This is a genomic window from Flavobacterium sp. LC2016-12 (assembly GCF_015351595.1).
Classification (GTDB): domain Bacteria; phylum Bacteroidota; class Bacteroidia; order Flavobacteriales; family Flavobacteriaceae; genus Flavobacterium.
Map to the genome: position 1 here is coordinate 18,934 of NZ_JADKPT010000008.1, position 12,251 is coordinate 31,184.

The following is a 12,251-nucleotide window of genomic DNA, read 5'->3' on the forward strand; positions in this document are numbered from 1 at the left end:
TTAAAGATAGTATGATTATCAGAAATCTACAATTTTAAATCTGTGATTGCTTAGTTTTCACGGTGGTAGAGATAACAAATTATCATAGCAGTTCCCGGCAGAACCAAAGTTCCTAATCCCAAAAATTTTCCGGCAACGGCTCCTAAAAAACAGCCCACAAGAAATCCCATAATAGTAACTAATTGTTTCTTAAAACTTAATAGAATTTCAGGATCTTTTGTTCCATTTTTTAATAAATTTCCTAAATCCAGTGATGCCTGAGTTACATTTCCGGTCATCATGGTTGTAGGGCCGTGTGTTTCTTTGGCATATAATTTTCCAAAAGCATTCTGTAGTCCCATTGCAAAAACAGTTGCCATCGCAATTCCGTATATTGTCCATTCTGAAAATATTTCCAGAAAACCAAAAGCATAAGCAGCAATACCACTTAAAACCAGTATAATACCTTCCCAAAATAAGATGGTGTAATGATTGGTATTTTTTAAGGCAATTCTTCCTCCCACAATAACGGCTACAATAAATACGGGAAATGTAAGTAGTTTTACCCATGCATGTATATCAGAACCTTTGATAATCTGATAGGCAAAGACAATAAAGTTACCCGTAACGTGTGCCGAAAATATAGAATCTGCAGCGACAAAAGTTACGGTATCGCAATACCCTGCTATCATGGTTAGAAGCAGGGTTACGTACCAAATGTTTTTTTGAATTTCCATAATTTGATTATTTCAGGTGTGCGCGAAGCATCCAGGCCATTTTTTCGTGGTTTTCTAAAAGACCGGTAATATAATCACTGGTTCCGGCATCGTGAAGTTCAGTAGAAAAATTGTTGATGTTTTCACGTAAGTGTATTAAAATACTTTCATGGTCAGCAAGTAGCTCTTTGATGTAACCTGTACTGTCATTTTTTTCTCTTGATTCTTCTGTAAGATGAGTCAATGCCAGATATTCTTTTAGAGTTGCCGGTGCATAATGACCCAAAGTTCTAATTCTTTCTGCAACGTTATCTACAATTTCATCCAACGCTTCATATTGCTGTTCGAAGAAAATGTGTTTGTTATAGAAATCAGGACCTTCAACATTCCAATGTGCTTTTTTTGTTTTGGTATAAAGTACAAATTCGTCAGCCAGAACTTTAGTTAATACGTCGACTACTTTTGTGATGCTTTCTTGTTTAATTCCGATGTTTGCTTTCATTTTTATATAAGGTTTAATAAATAATAATCAAGTGAATATTTTCCGGCGCCAAGTGCCAGAATTAATAATAGAGATAAGGTGTACATATATGGAACGTCTCGCACTTCGAGTGAATCTTTTCTGTGTACCACAAAATATCCTACGGCTGTAACGCCAATGGTTGGCAAGACAACAAGTCGGGTTCCAATTCCTAAAATAATTAAAAATGGCACTACAGTATCAGAAAAAGTAGCTACCAATCCGTTTAGTTTTTCAGGCAAATGCAGCGGATTCGGAACATGTTCTCTCTGACCGTTTTCAACTCTGAATTTTTTCATTCCATGTACCCGAAAAAGTTCAATAGCCAATAATACTCTAAAAACTAAAAACGCAGCATTATTGAAGGATGTTCCTAAATCAGAATAAAGGATTTGTTTAATAATTTCAGTCATTACTTTAAGTTTAAAAGGCAAAGCAGGAACAGCCTAGTGCGCCCCAAAATGCGTTATAGTTGTTTATTGGTACGTTGCTTAATCTGGCAACATCATGACTGTGAGCATGAACATCGCAGCTTCCGCTACAGCTGTGTATTTGAGAAGTCAGACCCGGTTTTGCATCTGCTTTTGAATTTTTCTCAATCGCACTCTGCAAATTATTTCTCACAGGATAGCCATTGTAAATATTAGTTGGAGACCAGTCTGGCAAAATTGGAATATGTGGCAGCGAAAAGGATGAAAAATCGCCATTAGCATACACAATTTTTCCATCGACAATAGTCAAATCAGCTTCAATTTTTTTGATGTCTTCATCTTTAATAGTAAAATAATCACGATCCAAAACCACCAAATCAGCAAACATTCCGGTTTTAATATCTCCCTTTTTAGCTTGTTCCTGAGAAAACCAGGCGCTTCCTCTTGTGTACAATTCTAAGGCGATTTCCCTGCTTAATCTGCTTTCATTGTATAATTGAAGACCACCAACCGTTTTTCCAACCGTCATCCAATACATTGAAACCCATGGATTATAACTGCTTACTCTTGTAGCATCAGAACCTCCACCAACGGGAACTTCCATTTCAATCATTTTTTTGATTGGTGGTGTGCTTTCGGCTGCCTTTGCTCCGTATCGGTCTGTGAAATATTCTCCCTGATACGCCATTCTGCTTTGTATGGCAATACCGCCACCTAAATTTTTAACTCGCTCACTATTACGTTCATCGATTGTTTCAGCATGATCAAATATCCAGGGCAATCCGTTAAACGGAATTTCCTGATTGATCTTTTCAAATACATTCAAAAATCTCGTAATACTTTCGTTGTAAGTCGCATGAAGCCTAAACGGCCAACGGTTTTCGACTAAAAGACGGACTACTTTTTCCAATTCTGCTTCCATAGTTTCAGGAAGGTCAGGTCTTGGTTGAAGGAAATCTTCAAAATCAGCTGCAGAAAAAACTAACATTTCACCAGCACCATTATGACGGTACATATCATCTCCCTGATATAATTTTACAGTATCAATCCAATCTTCAAAATCTTCAAATTCGTGTTTTGGTTTTTGAGTAAAAAGATTATAGGCAATTCTAACGGTTAATTGTTTCTTTTCATTCAATTCATTAACTACTTTATAATCGTCCGGAAAATTCTGAAAACCTCCTCCGGCATCAATAACACTTGTAATTCCGAAACGGTTCAATTCTTTCATAAAATGACGTGTCGAATTGATCTGGTGTTCGTAGGAAAGCGTTGGACCTTTTGCTAAAGTCGAATACAAAATCATAGCGTTCGGAGTAGCAATAATAAGCCCGGTTGGTTCACCATTGGAATCACGCTCAATTTGCCCTCCAGGAGGTGCCGGTGTATTTTTGGTATAACCAATAGCTTTTAACGCTGCTCTGTTCATTATTGCTCTGTCATATAAATGCAGAATAAAAACAGGAGTTTCTGGCGCAATAGTATTAATTTCTTCCAGAGTTGGCATTCTGCGTTCTGCAAATTGAAATTCTGACCAGCCCCCAACCACACGAACCCATTGCGGATTTGGTGTGCGATCCACTTGTTCTTTTAGCATTCTGAGTGCGTCTGCGAGAGAAGGAACACCGTCCCAGCGTAATTCTAAATTATAATTCAATCCACCGCGAATAAGATGAATGTGTGAATCGTTAATTCCGGGTACAACTCTTCTGTTGTGGAGGTCGATTATTTTTGTTTCTTCAGATGCAAATTCCATTACATTGCTATCACTTCCAACAGCAATAAACTTTCCGTCTTTGATTGCTACGGCAGTTACATTTGGTGTTTCAGCATTGAAACTATGAATTTTGCCGTTGAATAAAATTAGATCTGCTTTCATTAAATTAAGTTTTAGTGGGTTGAAAGTTTTCGAATCATTTCGGCAGAAACTGAATCGGCATAGATTCCAAAAGCGCTTGTTAAAACACCTTTTATATTATAAATCTCAGATATAATGCCGTAGACTATATCTTCATCACCAGGATCTGTATCGCCTTCAAAACGGAATAAATATTCAATTTTGAATTCTTCCGGAGACATGGTTTGTGTGTTATTATTGTAACGTATACAGTTTTCATCAAGATTAAAATTTTCTGTAAAACCTTGCTGACCGAGCCATTGTAGCGCTTCTGTAACGGTGTCAAAAGAGGGTTGTTGAAGTAAACTCATATTGGGAAGGTATTAACTGCCAACAAATAAGTCATTGGCAGTTTTGGTTACTTTTAAGAAAAGGTTGCCTACTTATGCTTTAATGAAAGCCAAAATATCGTTATTGATTGTTTCAGCCTCTGTAGTTGGCATACCATGTGGAAATCCTGGATATGAAATCAGTTTTCCGTTTTTCAAAAGTTTTGCTGCTCTTGGTGCCTGATCAAAAGGTACAATCTGATCATCTTCTCCGTGAAGAACTAAAACAGGAATGTCTAAACTCTTAAGATCTTCCGTGAAATCTGATTCCGAGAAAGCTTTAATCCCTTCATAATGAGCCAAAACAGACCCCATCATTCCCTGACGCCACCAATTGTGTTTAATTCCTTCCTGAACGGTTTGTCCTTCGCGGTTCCATCCGTAGAATGGTATTGGAAAATCATAAAAATACTGCGCTCTGTTAAATCCGGTTCCTTGTCTTATTTCATCAAAAATAGATAATGGCACACCTTCAGGATTTGATTCATTTTTTATCATGATTGGTGTTACGGCACTAATTATTATCGCTTTTGCAACGCGTTCTTTTCCGTATTTTGCAGCATAACGAATCACTTCACCACCTCCGGTTGAGTGACCAACATGAATCGCATTTTTTAAATCAAGAGCTGCTGTTAATTCAGCAATGTCTGATGCATAGGTTTCCATATTGTTTCCTTCAGCGCTTTGGCCAGAACGTCCGTGTCCGCGACGATCATGTGCAATAACTCTGAATCCCTGTTTAAGGAAAAACATCATTTGTGCATCCCAGTCATCACTAGATAAAGGCCATCCATGGTGAAAAACAATTGGCTGACCATTTCCCCAATCTTTATAATAAATCTCTGTTCCGTCTTTTACTGTAAATGTGCTCATTGTTTTATGGTTTTAAATTATTAATTTTTTAGTTGTTAAATTTCTTTTACAAACTTACTGAAGGTTCGAAAGTCTGTTGATTAATGTAGATTAAGAAAAAAAACAATCTGTTATTTTTTTAGAAGTGTAGTTTTCATATTGCGCCTCTTTTAATTATAATAGATTCCAAACGGTAGCCAAATAATATGCCTCAAATTAAAAGGTCAATTAAGTCAGGGGGTTAAGTATATAAGGCAGTATTTTTTGTTACGATATTTCGTGAATTTATTAATGCATTATTATTTTAACGTATAATTCCGGAGATTGAAGTTGTTGGTTATCAAAGAGACATCACGTTACTATTTCCAATTTTCTGTATACTTTGAAGACATTTTTTCTGGTTAAAGGCGGTACTTCTTCTTTTATTATTTCTTACTTTTAATGTAATAACTGCTTAAAAAGAAATAAAACCATGAATATAGATCTTAGACGTTTACTGTTTTATTTGTTGTTGCTCCTATTTCTTATGCCCAATAGAGTAGAAGCCCAGCTTCTAGGTTCGGGTAAACCCACAATTGAAGAACCTGCAAAAACTCCAGAAGATTCTTTGGGAAGAAGAACACCTCAGGGAACTGTTAATGGTTTTATTAAAGCCCTAGGCGATCAAAATTATCTTCGCGCCAGCCAGTATTTTGTTCTAAGTAAACGCTCCTATCGCAAATCAGCACAAAGGATAAGAATTGCCAAGACTTTTCAACAATTGTTGGACCAGGGAGGTAATTTCTCACCATCTTCTATTATAAGTAATAAAGAATCCGGAAAAACAGATGATGACCTACAAGCAGGCGAAGACATTGTAGGAAATATTACTGATGGTAAAACGAACCTCCAGATTTATGTAGAAAATCAGTCAGATGACAATGAGCCTGCATTATGGCTTTTTTCTGCTGAAACCGTAGAGTCAATTGCGTTAACTGATCTTTCAGGCGAAAAAACATTTTTGGACAGGGTACTGCCAGCCGCTTTAATAGAACGAAAACTAGGAAATGTTCCTATAGGTCATTGGGCTGTGGTGGTGGTCATGACGGTTGTGTCTTATTTACTTTCAAGGCTGTTAATTTTTATAATTGCTTTCATCATACAAAAACTGTGGAAAAAAGCAGCAACTGAAGAGGGGCAGGCAATTATTGATGCATTTACGCTGCCGGTCCATTTGTATCTTACTGTAATTTTATTTGTAGCACTAACGAAGAATATGGGAATTTCTATCGTAGTTCGACAGCGCTTTAGTATTATCATACTCACTATTGGTATCGTAGCTTTTTTAATACTCCTCTGGAGAATGACCGACTTTGTAAGTGGGTATACGCGCAGCAGAATGAACAGTCGCGGGCGCATATCTGCGGTATCGGCTATACTATTTTTAAGCCGAACCACTAAGGCGGCCATTGTTTTCATTGGTATTATTGCCCTACTCGGAATTATCGGGGTAGATGTAACAGCCGGAATTGCAGCTTTAGGTATCGGAGGTATCGCATTGGCGTTAGGAGCACAAAAAACCATAGAAAACTTTGTAGGAAGTGTGAGTCTTATTGCTGACCAACCACTAAGAGTGGGAGATTATTGCCGCGTAGATGAGATTAAAGGTACGGTAGAAGCTATCGGAATGCGTTCAACCACACTTCGCACCTCTGCACGTACTATAGTGACTATTCCTAATGGTCAATTATCTGCCAGTAAAATAGAAAATTATGCCCATCGTGACCGCTTTATCTTTAATCCGATATTTAATTTTAGGATGGAAACGACTCCGGATCAAATGCGTTATCTATTGGTAGAACTTAAATCATTATTGTATTCGCATCCGGCCATATTAAATTCACCACCGATCGTGCGTTTTACCGGAATCACAGCTGATGCCTTAAAAGTTGAGGTAACCGCCTATATTGAAGCCGTAACTTTTGAAATTTCTCAGGAAGTACAGGAAGATATTTTGTTACGAATGATGGATATAATAGAAAACAGCGGAACATCTTTGGCTTATCCTTCTCAAACACTTTATATGGCACGGGATACTTCGCTATCAGATGAAAAAAAGGTGGCAGTTTCAGAAACTGTTAAAAATTGGAAAGAAAATAACGAATTGCAGCTACCTCAATTTGATCCGAAACGCATTGAAGAATTAAAGAATAGTATAAAGTACCCTGGTGACGGTAGTTTTAAATCTAAAGAGGAGGAGTAGATCCGTTTGGACTTTTAAATCGAAATTTACCCATAAAAAAAGTCCTAATGAAAATTAGGACTTTTTTAAATAAAACCAACGATGTGTAAATTAGATTGGTCTTTTGTAGACAGTTACATCATCTACCCACATCATTGCGCTTGTAAATAAGTTAATTTTATTAGGATCAATGAAATTAGAGTCTTTAGATCCAACGTTCATATTTAACATAATCGAGTGTGGTCCGAAATTATTTAAATTAAGATTAGCTACGCTACTATTGGTATAGGTTGCAACTGTTACATTATCTACCATAATAGTAACTGTTACGACATTGTTTTTCATCTTCCAAAAAGATTCATATAAATGCCATCCGCCATTTCCGTTTATATCAAAATTACCCGGATAGTTTCTCTCTGCAGAATTTCCTAATTGATTTGCTCCGCTCGAAGTTCCATAAAAAAGATTTGAAGTAAAACGACTTGTATTAGGTGCAAAAGAGTAACCTTCCATGATATCAATTTCTCCTTTGGTTGGCCAGGCATTTCCTTGTACAGACCAAAAGGCAGGCCAGGCACCATAAGTATCTGTGAAAGATTTGTAAGTTGCGCCATCCATGGCTATTAATTTAATATTTGCAGAAAGCATATACTCTGTATTGTTTTCCGGTTTGTATTGGTAATTGGAAGTTATGAAGCCAGACTGATATTTATATGTACTCAATTTTGTAGTCTTGATTTCTAAACATTGTCTTCCATCTCGCCATTGTGTAGTTGGCACTGAGCTGTAATAATCACAATACCATGAGTTATAATCCGCTCGTTGCTCTTTTGTCCATTGTGACAGATTGGAACCTACATCGAATGTATCTTCAAATTGTTTAACCCATGGTGCAGCAGCTACTTTGCCTGTACTATTTTTTGTACTTGCACTTGCTGATTGGTCTTTTGTTATTGGACTAGCGTCATCTGCGCAGGATGTAAATCCTAAACCTAATACACATGTCACTGTTAATGCGAACAAATTTAATTTTTTCATAATTTAATTTTTTGGTTAATTAATAGTTGAAGTAAAGTATTATGTTCAAAAATTTAATCTAAACCTTCCAGAAATCCAGTATGCGAGCTTTTAATTGCAAAATTTGAATCGTACAATAAAGGCCAGTCATTTCCTGGGTGGTTCAATTCTGTACTAAATGGAATCCATGATTCATTATCTTTCATTCCCCAAACGGTTAAGGCATATTTATTTGCTGCAGGAAGAGCGTTGTAGATTTTTACGATTTCTTTGTATTTTTCCTTTTGGGCTAACCTTCTTTCATTAGTAAAAGTAGAAATGTCATTAGACTGATTCACTTGTATATCCAATTCCGAAACATGAATTTTCAAGCCTTTTGCTACAGCTTTGTTTAGATCAGTTTCTATCTGCGCTTTGGTTGGACTTAAATAGGTATTATGCATTTGAAAACCAATACCATCAATAAGATTGCTTGCTTTTAAATCGTCAACAATGCTAAAAACTTTATCTTGTTTTGGAATATTAGTTGAGGTTGCATAATCATTATAAAACAAAAGTAAAGTGTTATCACCAGCTGCAATTGCTGCATCTTTTGCCCATTGAAAACAATCTTTTACATAGTTAGCACCCATTCGTTGAAGAAAAATTGTATTTCTCATAGTACCACCATTGTCATCAACTGCTTCATTAACTACATCCCATGATTTTACTTTTCCTGCATAATGAGTAACTAAAGCTGTAATGTATTTTTTTACTTCTGCTTTAAATTCGGCATCAGTACCGGAAAAATCTTTTAGCCATTGTGGCACAGAATTATGCCATACCAAAGCATGACCGTGAACATTGATGCCATTGGCATTTCCGTAAGCAACAATTTTATCTGCCACAGTCCAGTTGTAAACACCACTTGCGGTAGAAATTTGATCCATTTTCATTTCGTATTCGGCAGAAATACTGCTGAATTCATTTTTTAAAATAATATCATAAGGGCTTCCGCTGGTTAATTGCGATGCCTTTATTGCCATACCAATAAAAAAGGGATTAGTCAGTTTATTAGCTTTTACTTTTAGGAAAGTTGGATCTTCAGGGATATTGCTGGAACCTGTAGTTACAACACTAATAACATTTGAATAATCTGAAATTTGTGTTTCATTTTTTGCTCTCACTCTGTAATAATACTGCGTGCCTCCTGTTAAACCCACTACAACTTCGTTTAAGTCCGTAACTTCTTTTGAATTGTAATTAGGTATAAGTGTCGCAAAATTTTCGCTGGTTGAAACATCCAAAAGATAACTTTTAGAATTGGAAACGTAATTCCATTTAGCTTTAAAACCGCCATCATTCACGTCTTTTGCCGGGTTGGCTACGGGAGTTTCTAAAGTATCAGCTACTTCGCTGTCATCTTTAGAGCAGGCACTTAAAAAAAAGAAGAGGCTGGTTAGTACTAGTAAAAATTTAATTTTCATACTGTTTTGTATTATAGAATATTCTTCTACTTGGAGAGAATACGCTTATTTATGGTTTCTGTTTTATTATCTATTGTATGATTTACGTTAGTAAAGAGGCTGCTATACGACAGCCTCTTTTTTTTAATGTACAACTATCAATTATTGGTAACGAATTTTGATATTATCAAATTTAATTGCACTAGGATTAGGCGTGTCACCCTGAGCGATTCCTACTTTGATTTCATTAACTTTAGAAGCATCCAATGTTGCGGCAGTATTGGTACCAAAACCGTAATTGTCTTTAAAATCAGCTAATGTTATCGTTTTGGTTGTCCAATTGACATCGGTTACTTTAAAATTATAACCATAATTTACACCATCAATAGTATTTAATTGTATTGCAAATTGAGCACCGACTACGTTGGCACTTACATCAATATCTATGAAAGTTTTTGTAGCATCATTGTTAGTTGCACTTAAGAAATTAGTTCCACCTCCGGCGCTGCTTCCGTTATAACCATTGGCCGTTGAGCCAGCCCATGTAAGTGTAGCATAACTTCCTGTTGGGCCACCTGTAGTATTTGCGTTAAAACTATCAATATCGCCATAAGCGCTCCAACTGGTTCTGGTGCCATTCCCGTCAAAATCAGATACGAGAATTAGTGTAGCAAATTCTATTGTTTTTTTTGCAGTACCTCCTGGTGTAGTAATTACCAGCTCTGATCCCGAAACGGCATTTGCAGGTAAGCCAATAATCAGGGAAGAAGAAGATTTAAGCGTATAACTCAGTGTTTTTCCTCCTAATGTAACAGAAGAAATATTATAAAACCACGTACCTTCAATTTCTAGCGAAAATCCTGGAGTTGCTACTGCAGGTGTCGTTTTTGTGATAGTTGGAACAGGCTGTAAAATCTCAATGTTTTTGGTAACTGAACCAGTAGCAGTTACAAATGTTATAGGTTGTACACCAAATCTACTTCCTAGTTTTTCATCAAAGGGAATAGTAAAAATAAACGCTTTATCTGAATTATGATTTGGATTGAAACTAATATCAATCTTATTGTCCAGTGTGATCTTCTTTAATCCTGTTAAACCTTCACCTTCGACTCTGACTTTATTAAGTGGAAAGGCCTGGTTTAGTAAATCTCCCGGTTCAGCAACCATTGCGTCTATATTTGCAGTGGCCATGTCATCATTTTGGCAAGCTGTAAATGATACTAATGCCAAAAGAATTATAATGCTATATTTTATTTTATTGATCATAGTATAAAAATTAATTGAAGTTAAAAGGAACTGGCGTTTCTAATAATGATGGATTGGTATCAATTGCAGATTGTGGTAACGGCAATTCAAAATAAGTAGTTCCAGGAGTTATCTTTCTGGAAACTAATTCTGTTCTGGCAGGGTCAGAATAAAAACCGACTTCCTGCTGTGAAATAATTGCTGTTGCCTCGGCAAGGCCACGACGTTTTAAATCAAAGAAATATTGTCCTTCAAGTGCAAATTCAATTCTTCTTTCGTTAAACAATTCATCTCTTGTAAGTACTGTTTTTACTGGTAATCCGGCTCTTAATCTCACTTCATTAAAAGAACTTAAAGCTGCTGGAGAAGTTGTTGAATTCGCTCCTGCCAAAATCGCTTCAGAATTCATTAATAGAATGTCAGAATATCTTAAAATAATGGTGTTTTGTGACGTTCTCATAAAAAACACATCGTTTCTTTCTGCTGCAGAGCCTACAATGTATTTTCTGAAATTAGCTCCTGTAGAAGAGAGGATTTTTTTGTATGTGAAACCACCTTGATTTTTTAATAATTCAGGATAAAAATCACCATCTGTCATAATCGTGTTCTTTTTTCTTGTATCCTTTGGCTCAAATCCGTCTTGTAATGAGATAGAAGGCAGGTAAACTCCCCAGCCGTCGCCGCCACCGGTTATTCCTGTGTCTCCCGGAACGATATAGGCCTGGTTGGTATTTTGTGTTCCCCATTCTGTAGCAATAGCTTTCCATTGCAGGGCAAACATACTCTCTGCACTATTATTATTTTCCGGACTGCTAAATAAGTTTCCGTAATCCTGAATTAAGGTATATTGGTTTCCAATAATTTGCTGGGTTAAAGCGGCACTTTCTGTATATTCATTTAAAGTTAAATGCACTTTTGCAAGAATACCCATAGCGGCATATTTAGTAACATACCCTTTTTTTACTGATCTTTCAGGCAAATTTTGAACGGCATATTCCAAATCCTGCTTTATGAATTTATAAATATCTGAAATGAGATTCCTTTTTGGCTGTTTTGCAGACCCTGCTTTACTAATAATTGGAACTGCGCCAAATGTTCTAACTAAATAGAAATAGGCATTTGCTCTCATAAATCTTGATATTGCTATAGCATTTTTATAAGATGCTTCAGGCAATTCGCTTTTTCTGTCTTCAACCAATTTCATTAGGTTATTGGACTGATCGACAACCGAAAATAGCGAAACATATCCTTCTGCCAGGATTGGGTTTTGCGAGGTTACCTGTGCATCTTTAAATTGCGCGTACGCACCATCAAATGAAAAAGCATTTCCTGCATACATATCTCCTACAGCAATCAGGAATTTATCATTAAAAGTAAACCACGGCTTGAAGTACAAACTCTCCGCTATCCCGTCAAAAGCGGTAACGCCTTCGGGTAAGTCAGCCGGGGTCAATTGGTTTTCAGATGGTGCATCCAAAAAATCATCTGAACAGGAAAATAAAGACAGCAATGGTATTAGCATTCCCATCAGAAAAAGTTTAAAAAGTTTTTTCATAACTATTTTTTTTATGTTAACGATTATGAATCATTAAGTTAAAT

Annotated in this window: 11 protein-coding genes; 1 reads left to right on the forward strand and 10 read right to left on the reverse strand. The window is 36.4% G+C overall.

Features of this window, described 5'->3' with window-relative positions; translation table 11 throughout:
- Positions 1–50: 50 nt before the first annotated feature.
- The 6 genes from IRZ99_RS13710 to IRZ99_RS13735 form a co-directional block, all read right to left on the reverse strand.
- On the reverse strand, positions 51–716 hold the full coding sequence (locus tag IRZ99_RS13710; RefSeq protein WP_194657806.1) for a YoaK family protein: 666 nt from the start codon (positions 714–716) through the stop codon (positions 51–53).
- 7 nt (positions 717–723) lie between these two features.
- The gene (locus IRZ99_RS13715) at positions 724–1,197 is read right to left on the reverse strand and encodes a Dps family protein (protein WP_194657807.1); all 474 of its coding nucleotides are present in this window, start codon (positions 1,195–1,197) and stop codon (positions 724–726) included.
- Positions 1,198–1,199: 2 nt separating this feature from the next.
- Entirely contained in the window at positions 1,200–1,628 is a 429-nt protein-coding gene (locus IRZ99_RS13720; protein WP_194657808.1) for a DoxX family protein, read from the reverse strand.
- A 10-nt stretch (positions 1,629–1,638) separates the two neighbouring features.
- Positions 1,639–3,525 (reverse strand): amidohydrolase, encoded by a 1,887-nt coding sequence (locus IRZ99_RS13725; protein ID WP_194657809.1) that lies wholly within the window; start codon positions 3,523–3,525, stop codon positions 1,639–1,641.
- A gap of 11 nt (positions 3,526–3,536) precedes the next feature.
- On the reverse strand, positions 3,537–3,854 hold the full coding sequence (locus IRZ99_RS13730; protein WP_194657810.1) for a phosphoribosylpyrophosphate synthetase: 318 nt from the start codon (positions 3,852–3,854) through the stop codon (positions 3,537–3,539).
- 72 nt (positions 3,855–3,926) lie between these two features.
- Entirely contained in the window at positions 3,927–4,745 is an 819-nt protein-coding gene (locus IRZ99_RS13735) for an alpha/beta fold hydrolase (RefSeq protein WP_194657811.1), read from the reverse strand.
- Positions 4,746–5,196: 451 nt separating this feature from the next.
- Between IRZ99_RS13735 and IRZ99_RS13740 the strand changes: the two genes are divergently transcribed.
- A complete protein-coding gene (locus IRZ99_RS13740) occupies positions 5,197–6,966 on the forward strand; it encodes a mechanosensitive ion channel family protein (RefSeq protein WP_194657812.1) in 1,770 nt (589 codons plus the stop codon).
- A 90-nt stretch (positions 6,967–7,056) separates the two neighbouring features.
- Here the strand turns inward: IRZ99_RS13740 and IRZ99_RS13745 are convergent, their stop codons facing one another.
- The 4 genes from IRZ99_RS13745 to IRZ99_RS13760 all read right to left on the reverse strand — a co-directional run bounded on the left by IRZ99_RS13745 (position 7,057) and on the right by IRZ99_RS13760 (position 12,207).
- Positions 7,057–7,983 carry a family 16 glycosylhydrolase gene (locus tag IRZ99_RS13745; protein ID WP_194657813.1) on the reverse strand — a complete coding sequence of 309 codons (927 nt, stop codon included), beginning with the start codon at positions 7,981–7,983 and terminating at the stop codon, positions 7,057–7,059.
- 53 nt (positions 7,984–8,036) lie between these two features.
- On the reverse strand, positions 8,037–9,428 hold the full coding sequence (locus IRZ99_RS13750) for an endo-1,4-beta-xylanase (RefSeq protein WP_194657814.1): 1,392 nt from the start codon (positions 9,426–9,428) through the stop codon (positions 8,037–8,039).
- Positions 9,429–9,569: 141 nt separating this feature from the next.
- Positions 9,570–10,673 (reverse strand): hypothetical protein, encoded by a 1,104-nt coding sequence (locus tag IRZ99_RS13755; RefSeq protein ID WP_194657815.1) that lies wholly within the window; start codon positions 10,671–10,673, stop codon positions 9,570–9,572.
- 10 nt (positions 10,674–10,683) lie between these two features.
- Complete coding sequence (locus tag IRZ99_RS13760; RefSeq protein WP_194657816.1) at positions 10,684–12,207, reverse strand: RagB/SusD family nutrient uptake outer membrane protein; 1,524 nt, start codon at positions 12,205–12,207, stop codon at positions 10,684–10,686.
- Positions 12,208–12,251: the final 44 nt, after the last annotated feature.